The sequence below is a fragment of the Enterobacter asburiae genome, assembly GCF_001521715.1.
Taxonomy (GTDB): Bacteria; Pseudomonadota; Gammaproteobacteria; order Enterobacterales; family Enterobacteriaceae; genus Enterobacter; species Enterobacter asburiae.
The window spans coordinates 3077808-3092822 of the sequence record NZ_CP011863.1 but is presented as its reverse complement, the minus strand read 5'-3'; the positions used below and the strand labels follow the sequence as shown (position 1 = coordinate 3092822).

At 54.9% G+C, this 15015-nt stretch carries 19 protein-coding genes; 9 read left to right on the top strand and 10 right to left on the bottom strand.

The window, feature by feature from the left end; all coding sequences use genetic code 11:
- Positions 1 to 127 precede the first annotated feature (127 nt).
- Positions 128 to 415 (bottom strand): DUF1471 family protease activator YjfN, encoded by a 288-nt coding sequence (gene yjfN, locus ACJ69_RS14950; protein WP_032665074.1) that lies wholly within the window; start codon positions 413 to 415, stop codon positions 128 to 130.
- Positions 416 to 551: 136 nt separating this feature from the next.
- Entirely contained in the window at positions 552 to 881 is a 330-nt protein-coding gene (bsmA, locus tag ACJ69_RS14945; protein WP_029740376.1) for a biofilm peroxide resistance protein BsmA, read from the bottom strand.
- 137 nt (positions 882 to 1018) lie between these two features.
- Here bsmA and yjfP point away from each other — a divergent pair, with 137 nt between their 5' ends.
- Positions 1019 to 1741: an esterase gene (yjfP, locus tag ACJ69_RS14940; protein ID WP_059347263.1), complete on the top strand. Its 723-nt coding sequence runs from the start codon at positions 1019 to 1021 to the stop codon at positions 1739 to 1741.
- Positions 1742 to 1910: 169 nt separating this feature from the next.
- Here the strand turns inward: yjfP and yjfY are convergent, their stop codons facing one another.
- Complete coding sequence (gene yjfY, locus ACJ69_RS14935) at positions 1911 to 2186, bottom strand: DUF1471 family protein YjfY (protein ID WP_029740378.1); 276 nt, start codon at positions 2184 to 2186, stop codon at positions 1911 to 1913.
- Positions 2187 to 2527: 341 nt separating this feature from the next.
- Between yjfY and rpsF the strand changes: the two genes are divergently transcribed.
- Genes rpsF through rplI form a run of 4 tightly spaced genes read left to right on the top strand, consistent with a single transcriptional unit; the run spans position 2528 to position 3967 of the window.
- Positions 2528 to 2923, top strand: a complete 396-nt coding sequence (gene rpsF / locus ACJ69_RS14930) for a 30S ribosomal protein S6 (protein ID WP_014068637.1) — start codon at positions 2528 to 2530, stop codon at positions 2921 to 2923.
- 6 nt (positions 2924 to 2929) lie between these two features.
- The gene (priB, locus tag ACJ69_RS14925) at positions 2930 to 3244 is read left to right on the top strand and encodes a primosomal replication protein N (RefSeq protein WP_008502895.1); all 315 of its coding nucleotides are present in this window, start codon (positions 2930 to 2932) and stop codon (positions 3242 to 3244) included.
- Positions 3245 to 3248: 4 nt separating this feature from the next.
- A complete protein-coding gene (rpsR, locus tag ACJ69_RS14920; protein WP_000135199.1) occupies positions 3249 to 3476 on the top strand; it encodes a 30S ribosomal protein S18 in 228 nt (75 codons plus the stop codon).
- Between the two features lie 41 nt (positions 3477 to 3517).
- Positions 3518 to 3967 (top strand): 50S ribosomal protein L9, encoded by a 450-nt coding sequence (rplI, locus tag ACJ69_RS14915; protein ID WP_023310148.1) that lies wholly within the window; start codon positions 3518 to 3520, stop codon positions 3965 to 3967.
- 67 nt (positions 3968 to 4034) lie between these two features.
- On the opposite strand, the gene ACJ69_RS14910 is transcribed toward rplI, so the two are convergent.
- Entirely contained in the window at positions 4035 to 4679 is a 645-nt protein-coding gene (locus tag ACJ69_RS14910) for an OapA family protein (protein WP_059347262.1), read from the bottom strand.
- 233 nt (positions 4680 to 4912) lie between these two features.
- Here ACJ69_RS14910 and fklB point away from each other — a divergent pair, with 233 nt between their 5' ends.
- Together fklB and cycA are read left to right on the top strand one after the other, a co-directional pair.
- Positions 4913 to 5533, top strand: coding sequence for an FKBP-type peptidyl-prolyl cis-trans isomerase (gene fklB, locus ACJ69_RS14905; RefSeq protein WP_008502892.1), 621 nt, complete (start codon positions 4913 to 4915; stop codon positions 5531 to 5533).
- Positions 5534 to 5844: 311 nt separating this feature from the next.
- Positions 5845 to 7254: a D-serine/D-alanine/glycine transporter gene (gene cycA / locus ACJ69_RS14900; RefSeq protein ID WP_029740380.1), complete on the top strand. Its 1410-nt coding sequence runs from the start codon at positions 5845 to 5847 to the stop codon at positions 7252 to 7254.
- 96 nt (positions 7255 to 7350) lie between these two features.
- On the opposite strand, the gene ytfE is transcribed toward cycA, so the two are convergent.
- A complete protein-coding gene (gene ytfE / locus ACJ69_RS14895) occupies positions 7351 to 8013 on the bottom strand; it encodes an iron-sulfur cluster repair protein YtfE (protein WP_054829815.1) in 663 nt (220 codons plus the stop codon).
- Between the two features lie 243 nt (positions 8014 to 8256).
- Between ytfE and ACJ69_RS14890 the strand changes: the two genes are divergently transcribed.
- Complete coding sequence (locus ACJ69_RS14890; protein WP_047646486.1) at positions 8257 to 9906, top strand: methyl-accepting chemotaxis protein; 1650 nt, start codon at positions 8257 to 8259, stop codon at positions 9904 to 9906.
- Between the two features lie 79 nt (positions 9907 to 9985).
- Here the strand turns inward: ACJ69_RS14890 and ACJ69_RS14885 are convergent, their stop codons facing one another.
- The 5 genes from ACJ69_RS14885 to ACJ69_RS14865 form a co-directional block, all read right to left on the bottom strand.
- Positions 9986 to 10951, bottom strand: coding sequence for a DMT family transporter (locus ACJ69_RS14885; protein WP_059347261.1), 966 nt, complete (start codon positions 10949 to 10951; stop codon positions 9986 to 9988).
- Positions 10952 to 11026: 75 nt separating this feature from the next.
- Complete coding sequence (locus ACJ69_RS14880) at positions 11027 to 11851, bottom strand: AraC family transcriptional regulator (protein WP_023310154.1); 825 nt, start codon at positions 11849 to 11851, stop codon at positions 11027 to 11029.
- Between the two features lie 48 nt (positions 11852 to 11899).
- Positions 11900 to 12904, bottom strand: coding sequence for a GlxA family transcriptional regulator (locus ACJ69_RS14875; RefSeq protein ID WP_071886575.1), 1005 nt, complete (start codon positions 12902 to 12904; stop codon positions 11900 to 11902).
- Between the two features lie 36 nt (positions 12905 to 12940).
- Positions 12941 to 13638, bottom strand: a protein-coding gene (locus ACJ69_RS14870; RefSeq protein WP_103215986.1) for an IS1-like element IS1A family transposase whose coding sequence is annotated in 2 segments (ribosomal slippage) — positions 12941 to 13389 and positions 13389 to 13638 — 699 coding nt in all. Because the reading frame shifts where the segments join, the coding sequence is not laid out codon by codon here.
- Positions 13639 to 13688: 50 nt separating this feature from the next.
- On the bottom strand, positions 13689 to 14486 hold the full coding sequence (locus ACJ69_RS14865) for an SDR family oxidoreductase (protein WP_059347260.1): 798 nt from the start codon (positions 14484 to 14486) through the stop codon (positions 13689 to 13691).
- Positions 14487 to 14570: 84 nt separating this feature from the next.
- On the opposite strand from ACJ69_RS14865, the gene ACJ69_RS14860 reads away from it, so the two are divergent.
- Positions 14571 to 14957, top strand: a complete 387-nt coding sequence (locus tag ACJ69_RS14860) for a winged helix-turn-helix transcriptional regulator (RefSeq protein ID WP_029741950.1) — start codon at positions 14571 to 14573, stop codon at positions 14955 to 14957.
- Positions 14958 to 15015 lie beyond the last annotated feature (58 nt).

Below are 15015 nucleotides of genomic sequence, written 5' to 3'. Positions count from 1 at the left end.
GGGATTACGTTTACTGTTTTAATGTAACAAAGTGTTATTTAATTGTTCTTTATTGGTTTTATATAAGATAAAAAATTTGCAAAAACGAAAAGCCACTAAAAGTAAGTGGCTTTTATCAGGAGGGAGTTTACACGTAGAGAATGGCCTGTACCCGCCAGCGATCGATATGGTTATCTTCCTGCATCTGGATGATGCGATACCATGAAGCACCCTGCTCATCGGCCTTTAATGCCACGACACGTTCAACGTCTTGCGGGCTCCCCGAGATATTATTCACGGAGATCTGGCCAATTTCATTCAGGCCAGTCACGCAATCAGCACTGGCGAATTCTGCTGACTGCGCGGTGGTGCTCAGCAGGCCTGCTGAGAGCAACAGTGAGGTCAAAGCAAGAGTTCGTTTCATCGTCAGCTCCATTTCACATATATCCGGTATCCGCCGGGCAATCCTTCGCTAATAAACTCCCTTCCATTGATGCGGTCGTGGAGTTTATTGTGGACAGGAAAATGTCTATGGACGCAAAGCAGTGTAAATCTCGTTCAAAGGAAAACCATTATTTACGGTACAAAATGGCCTGTGAATACCACTGTCCCGTTATGATGGTTTCGTCGATCATAATGATGACGTAATAATCTGCTTTGGCGGCGACGGCCTGTGCTTTTATTGCCGATTCTGCGTCATCCGGAGAGCCGCGAACCAGCGCGGAGATGGTACCCATTCGTTGTAATCCTTCCGTCTGATTACGACGAATCTCCTGTGGATGATCGGCGACCGGTGGAGCGGGTTGCGGCGTTCCCTGCAGCGCGCTACAGCCACTCAGCAGAAACACCAGCAATAAAGCAGCAAACCTGCGCATAACCATATCTCGTTTCCTGATAGCCATAGTGTAGTTGTCTGTGAATTTAGTTTTGGGGGAATGTTCCCGAAGTGTTATCTGGTACGTATATTTCGAATGAAAATGACGCGAAAGCGTAACCCAGTTCTCAACATTATGAATCATAGATTCGCACAGGGTCGACAATGATTGAAATTGAAATACGCCACCTCGGCGACCATGAAATTTTACACGCGATGCCAGCGGGTAAACGTGATAAACCGCTGCCTGTTGTGGTTTTTTATCATGGGTTTACCTCATCGAAGCTGGTTTACAGTTATTTTGCGGTAGCGCTGGCGCAGGCGGGTTTTCGCGTGGTGATGCCAGATGCACCCGACCACGGCGCACGCTTTACGGGTAATGAACAGGCGCGGCTGGGGCAGTTCTGGCAGATTCTGCACGGGAGTCTGACCGAGTTTGCCGGGCTGCGCGATGCGCTTTATGAGGCAGGGCTGGTGGCCGACAATCGTCTGGCGGTAGCCGGGGCATCGATGGGCGGTATGACGGCGCTGGGGATTATGACGCATCATCCTGAAGTGAAGTCTGTCGCCTGTCTGATGGGCTCGGGTTATTTTACTTCACTGGCGAAGACCCTTTTCCCCCCTCAGGATTTAACGGAAATGATCGCGACGCTGACAGAGTGGGACGTGGCCAGGGCATTGCCGCGCGTGGCCGATCGCCCGCTGCTGCTGTGGCACGGTGACGCGGATGATGTGGTCCCGCCCGAGGGAACCTTCCGTCTGCAGCAGGCGTTAATGAATGAAGGGCTGGACGGTAATCTGACCTGCCTGTGGGAACCGGGCGTCCGCCACCGCATTACGCCAACGGCGCTGGACGCCACGGTGGCGTTTTTCCGCCAGCACCTGTAAACGCGCAGGACTTTGATGTCCTTATCTTCCCGCTTGTGGAGGATCTTTGAGGGGCTATTTGACCGGTAGTATTCCGGAGCCATTCACAAAAAAAAGCCCCCGGGCAGGGGGCAACGTCATGTATGGCTATGTTCTCGTTGTTGGCTTTCCTGGTGCTAGCGTTAAAGCGTTATCGGTAAATATCTGCACTGGCGTGCATGTTGCCGTTGCTGCCGGGCTCACGGGTTAACATCACGTGGTAATAGGTTGCGCCCTGCGCATCGGTTTCTGCGTTTAATGCCTGATCTGCTTCACTTTCCGTGGCGAAATTATGATTGATGTAAATTACGCCCAAGCTTTGCACATCATCCATGTTTCTGGCCTGTCGGCTGTCTATCTTGATGGCTGCCATCGCGTTTGCACTGAGCAAAAGCGCCGCCATTATGGCTAATGCGATTTTTTTCATGATATGCGCTCCACGACTACGTGCTGCGAGAGGGGGGATGCTCCTTCTTTAATTCAGTCGATCTCTGATTAAAGTGTAATCACTCATCCGGCGGGGATGCGTGACCATTTCTGATGCAGTTGTTCAAAAAAACAACGCTTCCGGGTGTGACCAATTTTAAATCACCCACTTAGACCCGCTTCGCGCTTTGTGCGAATTATTTGTGCAATCAGCTTGAGTTTCCAGGGGCGCACAAGTATTATGACGCGTCAATTTTTCAGCCGACCTTTAACACGTTCCTTGCCTCCCCGGGCCTCGGCTGACCCAGACAGGAGGCTGAATAATCCGTAAGGAGCAATTCGATGCGTCATTACGAAATCGTTTTTATGGTCCATCCTGACCAGAGCGAACAGGTTCCGGGTATGATCGAGCGTTACTCTGCTGCCATCACTGGTGCAGAAGGTACGATCCACCGTCTGGAAGACTGGGGCCGCCGTCAGCTGGCTTACCCGATCAACAAACTGCACAAAGCACACTACGTTCTGATGAACGTTGAAGCGCCGCAGGAAGTGATCGATGAGCTGGAAACTACCTTCCGCTTCAACGATGCCGTTATCCGCAGCATGGTTATGCGTACCAAAAACGCAGTTACCGAAGCATCTCCGATGGTTAAAGCGAAAGACGAGCGCCGTGAGCGTCGCGATGATTTCGCAAACGAAACCGCAGATGATTCTGATGCTGGGGATTCTGAAGAGTAATTTCTGATGACCAACCGTCTGGCGTTGTCCGGCATCGTATGCAGGGCTCCCCTTCGAAAGGTCAGTCCATCAGGAATTCCGCATTGCCAGTTCGTGCTTGAGCATCGTTCTGTGCAAGAGGAAGCCGGGTTTCACCGGCAGGCGTGGTGCCAAATGCCCGTTATTATTAGCGGACACGAAAACCAGGCCATTACTCACAGTTTAACGGTCGGTAGCGCAGTAATCGTTCAGGGGTTCATCTCTTGCCACAAGGCAAAGAACGGCCTGAGCAAAATGGTTCTGCATGCCGAGCAGATTGATTTGATAGATTCTGGAGACTAGCCATATGGCACGTTATTTCCGTCGTCGCAAGTTCTGCCGTTTCACCGCGGAAGGCGTTCAAGAGATCGACTATAAAGATATCGCAACGCTGAAAAACTACATCACCGAAAGCGGTAAGATTGTCCCAAGCCGTATCACCGGTACTCGTGCAAAATACCAGCGTCAGCTGGCTCGCGCTATCAAACGCGCTCGCTACCTGTCCCTGCTGCCGTACACTGATCGTCATCAGTAATCGGGCACGGTCCATTAATACGACTTTAAGAGGATAAGGTAATGCAAGTTATTCTGCTTGATAAAGTAGCAAACCTGGGCAGCCTGGGTGATCAGGTTAACGTTAAAGCGGGTTACGCACGTAACTTCCTGGTTCCACAGGGTAAAGCTGTTCCAGCTACCAAGAAAAACGTAGAGTTTTTCGAAGCACGTCGCGCTGAACTGGAAGCCAAACTGGCTGACGTTCTGGCGGCTGCTAATGCTCGCGCTGAAGCAATCAACGCACTGGGCACCGTTACCATCGCGTCTAAATCTGGCGACGAAGGTAAACTGTTCGGTTCCATCGGTACCCGCGATATCGCTGATGCAGTTTCTGCAGCAGGCGTTAAAGTGGCTAAGAGCGAAGTTCGTCTGCCGAACGGCGTTCTGCGTACCACTGGTGAGCACGAAGTTGACTTCCAGGTTCACAGCGAAGTGTTCGCTAAACTGGTTGTTAACGTTGTAGCTGAGTAATTTTTTACTCTGCTCACGTTGAAACGCCGGCCTTGTGCCGGCGTTTTGCTTTTTACAGATCCGGGTCTTAACGCGCCCTGATGAAACTGCCGTCTGGCTGGCGGGTAAACAGTACCTGTTGTCCACTTCCCGTATCAATCGTTAACCCTGTCACCACCCCGCTGGCATTCTGGCGAATCTGTACCATCTGACCATTCTGCAGGTTACTGAGCGGTTTACCCGCACCTTCCACCTTCGCCATGGCATACACGTCGGTTGGCGGCAGGTTGTGGTCGCGGAACAGCTGTGCCAGAGTTTTACCCGGCTCTACGCGATAGGAACGCCACTGTTGCTCAATACCGGTAGGCTGTTGCGTCTGAGGCTGAGACGGGGCGGCGGCTTGATCCTGCGGCTGCTCATCCTGAATGGGCTCTGGCTCAACCGGCGCGACCTGACCCGGATCGTTAGACGGGGTGACGAGCTGCGTCTGCATCGGCTGTGCGTCAGGCTGCGGCCGCGTCTGCGACTGAATGTCCAGTTGGGCATTGCGGGTGACGGGTGCGGTATCAATATCATCGCCCCCGGAAGGAAGCAGGAAGCCCACGATCACCATCAGCGCGCCAATGATGATCCCTCTGCGATGCAGAGGAGGCAGCGGGTCCATGATGCGAAAATTGTCCGGCGCCTGCCAGATTTTCGCCAGGGTAGGTTTCAGTTCAAATCGCCCGGGCATGGCACTCCTCCTGCTCCGCGTATTTTTTATCCTGTGCCCCGAAGTATAGTTTGCTAACTGCCTGAACGGCGTAGTAAACCCGACATCCGTGACATCAGTTCGGGATTAATCCTGGTTATCTCTATTGTTTCTGTTTCGTCGCGGTTTGTCACCTTAACTTCAGACAAAGTTTTACCCATAAGGGCATGGCTGATATGCTGCCCGCTACTTTAAATGTGATGGAAGGAAAACCCATGACCACCCCGACTTTTGACACTATCGAAGCGCAGGCAAGTTACGGTATCGGCTTGCAGGTAGGACAGCAGCTGAGCGAATCCGGCCTGGAAGGTCTGTTACCAGAAGCGCTGGTGGCGGGTATCGCTGACGCGCTGGAAGGCAAACAGCCTGCCGTTCCGGTAGACGTTGTGCACCGTGCGCTGCGTGAAATCCACGAACGTGCTGACGCCGTGCGTCGCGCGCGCTTCGAAGAGATGGCGGCCGAAGGTGTGAAATATCTGGAAGAGAACCGTGAGCGTGAAGGCGTGAACAGCACCGAATCCGGTCTGCAGTTCCGCGTGATCAATCAGGGCGACGGCGCAATCCCGGCGCGTACCGACCACGTTCGCGTGCATTACACCGGTAAACTGATCGATGGTACCGTGTTCGACAGCTCCGTGGCGCGCGGTGAACCGGCTGAGTTCCCGGTCAACGGCGTGATCGCAGGCTGGATCGAAGCTCTGACCCTGATGCCAGTGGGTTCCAAATGGGAACTGACTATCCCGCATAACCTGGCCTACGGCGAGCGCGGCGCTGGCGCGTCCATTCCGCCATTCAGCACCCTGGTCTTTGAAGTCGAGCTGCTGGAAATTCTGTAATCGACTTTTCTTATTTCCTCTCCCCGGTTGGGGAGAGGAAAATAGTGTTAAAACCTATAGTTACGACGTAATCAATATTTTATCTTGCAAACGAAACTGTTGCGTGTATTTTTGTGAGCTGTTTCGCGCTGTATGAGTGATATGACACTCACTTTCAACATATTATTAACATAATATCTAAATCATAGTATTCATCCCGCCGATTCTTACCTAATATCGATAAACCCTTACAAAGGGACCGTCATTTTTTTGACGTTTTTAAAGGCCAGAAGAGCCTTAACAACACAGACAGGCATAAACAGGAAAATTACATGGTAGATCAGGTCAAAGTCGCCGCTACAGAAGAGGCGACGTCTGAACAGTCGCTACGGCGCAATCTCACAAACCGTCATATTCAGCTCATTGCGATTGGGGGTGCCATCGGTACCGGGCTGTTTATGGGGTCAGGCAAAACCATCAGTCTCGCCGGGCCGTCGATCATCTTCGTTTATATGATCATCGGTTTTATGCTCTTCTTCGTGATGCGTGCAATGGGTGAATTGCTGCTCTCGAACCTCGAATACAAATCCTTTAGCGACTTCGCTTCTGACCTGCTCGGGCCATGGGCGGGCTATTTCACCGGCTGGACCTACTGGTTCTGCTGGGTCGTCACCGGTATGGCGGACGTCGTGGCGATTACCGCCTACGCGCAGTTCTGGTTCCCGGGGCTGTCGGACTGGGTCGCCTCGCTGGCGGTCATTGTTCTGCTGCTGAGCCTGAACCTCGCCACCGTTAAAATGTTCGGTGAGATGGAGTTCTGGTTCGCGATGATCAAAATCGTGGCGATTGTCGGGCTTATCGTCGTGGGTCTGGTGATGGTGCTCACCCACTTCCAGTCGCCAACGGGCGTGCAGGCGTCGTTTACCCATCTGTGGAATGACGGCGGCTGGTTCCCGAAAGGTATTAGCGGCTTCTTTGCCGGCTTCCAGATCGCGGTATTTGCTTTTGTGGGCATCGAGCTGGTGGGCACGACGGCAGCGGAGACCAAAGATCCCGAGAAGTCTCTCCCGCGCGCGATTAACTCTATTCCGCTGCGTATCATCATGTTCTACGTCTTTGCGCTGATCATCATTATGTCCGTGACGCCGTGGAGCTCCGTGGTGCCAACCAAGAGCCCGTTCGTTGAGCTGTTCGTGCTGGTAGGCCTGCCTGCCGCTGCGAGCCTGATTAACTTCGTGGTGCTGACCTCTGCGGCGTCTTCCGCGAACAGCGGCGTGTTCTCCACCAGCCGTATGCTGTTTGGCCTGGCACAGGAAGGCGTGGCGCCGAGCGCGTTCGCCAAGCTGTCTAAGCGCGCGGTACCGGCAAAAGGGTTGACCTTCTCCTGCATGTGCCTGCTGGGCGGCGTGGTGATGCTCTACGTGAACCCAAGCGTGATTGGCGCGTTCACTATGATCACCACGGTCTCTGCGATCCTGTTTATGTTCGTCTGGACCATCATCCTCTGTTCATACCTGGTGTACCGCAAGCAGCGCCCGCACCTGCATGAAAAATCGATCTACAAGATGCCGCTGGGCAAGCTGATGTGCTGGGTGTGCATGGCGTTCTTCGTCTTCGTGCTGGTTCTGCTCACGCTGGAAGATGATACCCGTCAGGCACTCATCGTCACGCCGCTGTGGTTTATCGCGCTGGGGCTGGGCTGGGTGTTTATCGGTAAGAAACGTATGGCAGGCATAAGGTAAAAGCAAAACGGCAACTTCGGTTGCCGTTTTTAGTTTTTGCACCCTCTCCCCGTGGGAGAGGGCCGGGGTGAGGGCATCAGGCCGCAGCGGCCTTTTTTATTCCCCAGCTAATGCCCGCGGGAACAGAACGTTGTTCTCAAGACTGATGTGTTCCATCAGGTCGTCGATCATTTCGTTAATGCCGTTGTACATCGCTTTCCACGTTGTGCACGCTTCTGGCGGCGGCGTGACGTTGTGGGTGGTGTGTTTGATCACTTCCAGCAGTTCACCCGCATCATCGTGCTCGCTTTCCATCACGCTGATAGGCCCCATCGCCTGGCCTCCCATTCCCTGCTTTATCATCGGGAAGAGGATCTGCTCTTCTTTCATCATATGGCTGGAAAGCTCTTCGTGCAGCAGGGTCAGGTACTTCGCCAGGCCGCGCGGTACGGAAGGTTTGTCGGCATGTACGCGCTCAACTTTGGTTGCCTGCAGAATCAGTTCCGGCAGCTGTTCACGGTGGCGGTCATGGTAACGGACGATGATATGGTCGATGATTTCAGCGAGCGGGGCGGTTCGCCAGTCTTTGTCGACGGGCTGCTCGGCCAGCAGCGCCAGCTCTGCTTCAATCACCTCAACGTCCAGCTCTTTGCGCGAGGCCGCACGTGCCAGGGTTTGCTTACCGCCGCAGCAGTAATCCATATCGTATTTCCGAAACAGCGCAGAAGCGCGAGGAATGGAGAGCGCCAGCTCGCCAAGGGGTTGGTCGCGAAAGGCCATAGCAGTTACCTCGTCATCAATAATATAAGATGCATATTAAATGCATCTTTAAGCCAGCGCTATAACCCTTTAGAGGCAAGGGGGAAAGTGAGAAGCAGATCACAAAAAACACCCCGTTTAACTCTCTGAATGGACATAGGAAAGTGGTTTAGAAACTTTTTAAAGGTGTAGAAACAGTAAACAACCCGCCGCGCCTGCCGATATATCCACGTCAGACAAACCTGCATATAACAAAGGCAACGCATGTTTAAACGTATAAAAGTCATTACCCTTCTGATTTCGGTGCTGCTTGTGCTCGGTATCATGCAAGTGATTTCCGCCGGTATCTTTATCAACGCGCTGAATAACGATAAAGACAACTTCACCGTGTCGCAGCTTTCCAGCAAGAACGTGGCGGAGTTTACCGATGCGTGGATCAGTCTGAACCAGGCGCGCGTGACGCTGAACCGCGGGATGCTGCGTCTGCAAAGCAGCATGGCCTCTCAGATTAACGGTGGGCAGCTTAATGAGTTGGTCAACACGGCGAAAAATCTGCTCGCCGATGCACAGGTCCATTACGATAAATACTATGCCCTGCCAAATACGCCGGGCCTGGACGAGAACCTGGCCAAGCGTCTGGAAGAGCAGTACCGCATTTACTCTGCAACGCTGACGCAAATGAACGTTCTGCTGAGCCAGGGCAATCTGGAAGATATGTTCAAGCAGAATGCAGAGCAAAAGCAAAACGCGATGCAGACGGTTTACCGTGAATGGCGCGAAGCGCAGGCAACGCTTACCGATAAAGGCATCCAGGACAATGAAAGCGACTACAGGCGCATCCTGTGGATCCTCTCTGCGGTTATGCTGCTGGTGATTGTGGTGATTATCTCCAGCTGGGTAGCCATGCGCCGCGTGCTGCTGCTGCCTCTGGAAGAGGTGATTAACCATATTCGCGCTATTGCGGCAGGGGATTTAACCCAGCCGATTCAGGCTGAAGGTAAGAACGAAATGGCTATCCTGGCGCGCAACGTTCAGGAGATGCAGACCTCGCTGGCGAACACCGTGGGCGTGGTGCGTGAAGGCGCAGATACGATTTACACCGGTGCAGGCGAAATCTCTGCGGGCAGTAATGACCTCTCTTCCCGTACCGAGCAGCAGGCCGCGTCTCTGGAAGAGACGGCAGCCAGCATGGAACAGCTGACGGCAACCGTGAAGCAGAACGCCGATAACGCGCGTCAGGCTTCCCGTCTGGCGCTGGACGCCTCCTCAACGGCGAAGAAGGGCGGTAACGTGGTGGAAGGCGTGGTGCGTACAATGGACGAAATCGCCACCAGTTCCAGTAAAATCGCGCAAATTACTAACGTGATCGACGGTATTGCCTTCCAGACTAACATCCTGGCGCTAAACGCGGCGGTGGAAGCGGCGCGCGCGGGCGAGCAGGGCCGTGGTTTCGCGGTTGTGGCTGGGGAAGTGCGTACTCTCGCCCAGCGCAGTGCCCAGGCGGCGAAAGAGATTAAAGCGCTGATCGATGATTCCGGCGAGCGCGTGAACGCGGGCTCCCAGCTGGTTAACGAAGCCGGGGAGACGATGGCAGAGATCGTTAATGCGGTCACCCGCGTCACCGACATCATGGGCGAAATTGCCTCGGCCTCTGACGAGCAGAGCCGCGGTATTGACCAGGTAGGCCAGGCGGTAGCCGAGATGGACCGCGTGACCCAGCAGAACGCCTCGCTGGTAGAGGAGTCCGCGGCCGCGGCGGCGGCGCTGGAAGATCAGGCTGCACGCCTGAACGAAGCGGTGGCGGTGTTCAAAATCACCCGCAACCAGGCGGTAAAAGCGGCGCCGGTGAAAACCTATGTGCCAAAAGCGCAGCCCGCAGCGGCGGCGTCTGAAGGGAACTGGGAAACGTTTTAAGGACTTGCCCGGTGGCGGTTACGCCTTACCGGGCCTACGGTTTTGTAGGCCCTGCAAGCGCAGCGCCGCCGGGCAATGCTCACACCTCCGACGCCGGAACGACCCTCGGTTTTTCCGGCTTCGCTCTTACCGCCATCACCACTCCCACCACCAGCAGCGCGATCCCGCAGGCCGTAAATAGCGGCGGCACGCTCTGACGCATCAGGAAGGTATAAAGCAGTCCGGCCAGGGTTTCGAAGACAATCAGCGGCCCTAAAATCACCGTTGGCAGCTTCTGGCTGGCAATGTTCCAGCACAGCGCGCCCACCCATGAGCACAGCACCGCAATCGCAACCATCAGGCCGATAAACACCCAGGGTCTTGGCCCGAAGGGCTGGGCGAAGTCTGGCTGTTGATGGCCTAACCAGATGCACGCCCCGGCATATCCCACCAGCGAGACGGGCAGCGTGACAAGCGCCTGCGCCGTCGCCCACATCATCGGGTGCTTGTCCGGGTTCTCCCGCAGCCAGCGCGCGTTGCGCAGGGCATACCACGCCCAGCACGCCACGGAAATGAACGCCAGCACAATACCAGAACCGTAACGCCACAGGTCAACATCCGCATGCCCGTGACGCAGCTCGGCAATATTGACGCATACCAGCCCCACGGCGGTGCATACCAGCGCCGGTATCATTTTTGACCACGCCAGTTTGCCATCGCGGTGGCTGTAGAGCAGGTTAGCAAAGACGGGGATAACGACCGGCAGCGTGCCGATAATCATGGTAGATATCGGCGCACCGGTACGCTTAATGGCACTCGCGAGGCAAACGTAGTAGATAAGATTGCCCATCATGGTCAGCGCCAGCGCGGTACCCCAGTCCTGACGGCTGAGCTGACGCAGGCGCGCGCGTCCCAGCCACGTCAGAGGCAGGGCAATCAGCCCCAGCGCCAGATAACGTCCGGTCGACTGCAGTATTGCCGGATACTCGGGCACGATCAGCGGGCCGACAAAAATCAGCCCCCACATCATCCCGGCCAGCAGGGCATATAACACTCCACTAATCATTTTTCCATCCACAGGTATTTACGCTGTAGGCAGTGTAGGAGGGCAAAATGCGCGCGTATTGTATGAGGTTGCGCATTAGCGCCGGGTGACCTGCTTCTGGTAGCGCACGGGCGTAATGCCGTAGCGGTGGGTAAACGCGCGGGTTAAATGGGACTGGTCGGTCAGCCCGGTCGCGGCTGCCACTTCGGCGGCGGGCATGCCGTGGGTGAGGAACGCTTTGGCGCGCCAGAGGCGAATGGCCATCAGCATCTGGTGCGGCGTAACGTGAAAATGGGCTTTGAACTGGCGCTGGAAATGGTACGGGCTGAGCGATACGACGCTGGCCAGCTCGTCCAGCGTCAGGGCGCGCATATAGTTGTCGTGCAGATACTCGCGCACGCGTTCGAAGCGGTGCGCGCCTTCCTGAATCACCGGCGCGTGATGGGCCAGCGGCCGGAAGGTCTCAATCAGATCCAGCAGTAATCCTTTTTGCGCAAGCGGATCGTCCGTGTGCCACAGGCCGTAAATCAGCCTGCCGATTTGCTGCGAGCGCAGTGGGTCATGACGCGTGACATCGCTAAACCACCAGTGCCGGAGGCCGGTCACCTCTTCCAGCAGGTCGGGTTCGATATAGACCATCCGGTAGCGCCAGCCGCCTTCGGTGGCGGATTCGCCGGTATGGATCTCGTCCGGGTTCATGGTGACGACGGATTTTTCCGCCGCGAGATGCTGGGTGCCGCGATAGCGAAAGCGTTCGGCGCCGGTTTCAATCGTGCCGATCCCGAAGGCTTCATGGGTGTGAGGCTCAAAGGCGTAGTCAGAAATATGCGCGTGATAAAGCTCCAGGCCCGGCAGCTGCGCCAGATGGCGAAAGCGCGCGCTGTCTCTTTCATCATTAAACTGTTCCGGTACGCCTTGCACGTTGAGCCTCCTCGTGATCATCTTTTCATTATCAGAGATGACCGGCGTTTATGCACTAAACATCTTTGCCCGGACGGTCTTACGGTAATCCCCCGGTGAAACCGTTGTTTTATGCTTAAACTGGCGATTAAAGTGCGCAATATCCTGATATCCAACCGCATTCGCGATCTCCTGAATGGAAAGATTGGTGGATTGCAGCATTGTCATGGCGGATTCAATTCTGGTGGTTAATAAATACTGCAGAGGAGACATGTCGGTGGCATTTTTAAAGCGGCGATTAAAGTTGCGCAAACTCATGCCGGCCATATCTGCAAGACTTTGCATGGATATATCCGAAGCGCAGTTAGCTTTTATCCAGATTTGAATTTGAATAATATCTTCATCCGGATGGGGCTTGTTTTCTTCACTGTAACATTGGCGTTCAAACTGGCTACGAATTTCATGGAAAAATGTCCGTTGAGTATGTGTGGCTACACGTTTCCCGTATATCGTTTCTATAAAATGGATCGTCAGGTCTGACAGGGCCTTAACGCTTGCGGCGCAGTAAATATTATCGGCCTGAGTGAGAAAATGTTTTGTTTGTAATTTTACGGCGGGGTAGTCGCGCGAGAATTGTTTGAAGTAGTGCCAGTGGGTAGTGGCGGGTTTCCCGTCGAGCAGTCCCGACTCCGCCAGAAAACAGCAGCCCGTTCCGACGGCGGCAATGCGGGTTCCTCGCGCGGCCTGCTCGGTCAGCCATTCCAGGAGCTCAGGCTGTTGTCTGACCACGCCGCGAGGATTGCGCCAAAGGGCCGGAAGATAGATAACGTCATAGTGCCTGTCTGCGGCAAGTGTAGTATCGGCGGTAATGCTAAAGCCACTGTGCGTCAGGATGGGCTCGCTGTTTATGCCAATGGTATTCACCTTCAGAATACTCTCCGGGCGACAGAGCCTGAAGGGCGACTTCTCCGGTTTGTGCGTGTCTGCGTGGGATGTTGTTTTTTGCTCAGCTAAATAGCTACTGGCTGCCGCTTTCCACATTTCAATCGGAAGACTGAGACCGGAACTTAGCATGCGTTCGCATAACACAAATCCGGTAATGACTCCAAATTATTGATAGTGTTTTATGTTCAGATAATGCCCGATGACTTTATCATGCAGCTCCACCGATTTTGAGAACGACAGCGACTTCCGTCCCAGCCGTGCCAGGTGCTGCCTCAGATTCAGGTTATGCCGCTCAATTCGCTGCGTATATCGCTTGCTGATTACGTGCAGCTTTCCCTTCAGGCGGGATTCATACAGCGGCCAGCCATCCGTCATCCATATCACCACGTCAAAGGGTGACAGCAGGCTCATAAGACGCCCCAGCGTCGCCATAGTGCGTTCACCGAATACGTGCGCAACAACCGTCTTCCGGAGCCTGTCATACGCGTAAAACAGCCAGCGCTGGCGCGATTTAGCCCCGACGTAGCCCCACTGTTCGTCCATTTCCGCGCAGACGATGACGTCACTGCCCGGCTGTATGCGCGAGGTTACCGACTGCGGCCTGAGTTTTTTAAGTGACGTAAAATCGTGTTGAGGCCAACGCCCATAATGCGGGCGGTTGCCCGGCATCCAACGCCATTCATGGCCATATCAATGATTTTCTGGTGCGTACCGGGTTGAGAGGCGGTGTATGTGAACTGTAACTGCCATGTTTTACGGCAGTGAGAGCAGAGATAGCGCTGATGTCCGGCAGTACTTTTACCGTTACGCACCACCCCGTCAGTAGCTGAACAGGAGGGACAGCTGATAGAAACAGAAGCCACTGGAGCACCTCAAAAACACCATCATACACTAAATCAGTAAGTTGGCAGCATCACCTGCTCAGCGTATGGCTATCGTCAAAAAGTCCCCCTTTAGACGCACCCACATCGGAGTCCGCCAGCATATCTGCCAGCCCGGCAGGCAGGCCGACGCTTTTCAGCGCGGCGGCAAAATCCGCTTCACTGAGGTTCTGATAGGTTACCGGCTTCCCGCTCTGTTTGCTGAGTTCTGCCGCCAGTTCGCTCAGCGTCCAGCCGTGGTCGCCCGCCAGTTCATAGATCTTGCCCGCGTGGCCCTCTTCTGCGATTACATTCGCTGCTGCCGCGGCATAGTCTGCACGGGTGGCAGAGGCAATTTTGCCTTCGCCTGCCGCACCAATAAACACGCCGTGTTCCAGCGCAGGCGGCGCGCTCGCCAGATAGTTTTCGGTATACCAGCCGTTGCGCAGCAGGGCATAAGGAATGCCGGATGCCGCCAGCGCTTTTTCAGTGGCAACGTGTTCAACGTGCAGGCCCAGCGGTGAGTTGTCCGCATGCAGCAGGCTGGTGTAGGCGATAAATTTCACACCAGCCGTTTTGGCGGCGTTAATCACGTTCTGGTGCTGGGTCGCGCGCTGGCCGACTTCGCTGGAAGAGATCAGCAGCAGCTTATCCACGCCGCTCAGCGCGGCGGTGAATGCGGCTTCATCCGTGTAGTCCGCCTGACGAACCACAATTCCCTGCTGGCTTAAGGCCTGCGCTTTCGCCGGGTTACGTACGATGGCCACAATCTGGCTCGCCGGTACGGTTTTCAGAAGCTGTTCGATAACGAGATGGCCAAGCTGGCCGGTAGCGCCGGTAATCGCGATCATGATGAATCTCCTTCGTGTTTGTCTGGTGTTGTGGCACACTAGCACCATAGCTAACTTTTAGTAAGTACGTACAAAAAGGTAAGTATGAAAACAACGATACCGACGCTCAGCGAACAAATGCGCGATGGCAATCTTTTCGCGGAACAGTGTCCTTCACGCGAGGTGCTCAAACACGTGACCAGCCGCTGGGGTGTCCTGATTCTGCTGGCCCTGCGCCAGGGAACGCATCGCTTTAGCGATCTGCGCCGTAAAATGGGCGGGGTGAGCGAAAAGATGCTGTCCCAGTCACTCCAGGCGCTGGAGCTGGACGGGTTTGTCGATCGCGTGTCGTATCCGGTGGTGCCGCCGCACGTAGAGTATAGCCTGACGCCGATGGGGACTGAGGTGAGCGAGAAGGTCGCCGCGCTGGCGGACTGGATTGAGGTGAACACGCCGAAGGTGATGGCGAACAGGGACGATCGTGCGGCCTGATGTCTTCACCCTGACCTAATGCCTGCGTGGGCGACCCCCTCTCCCACAGGGAGAGGGA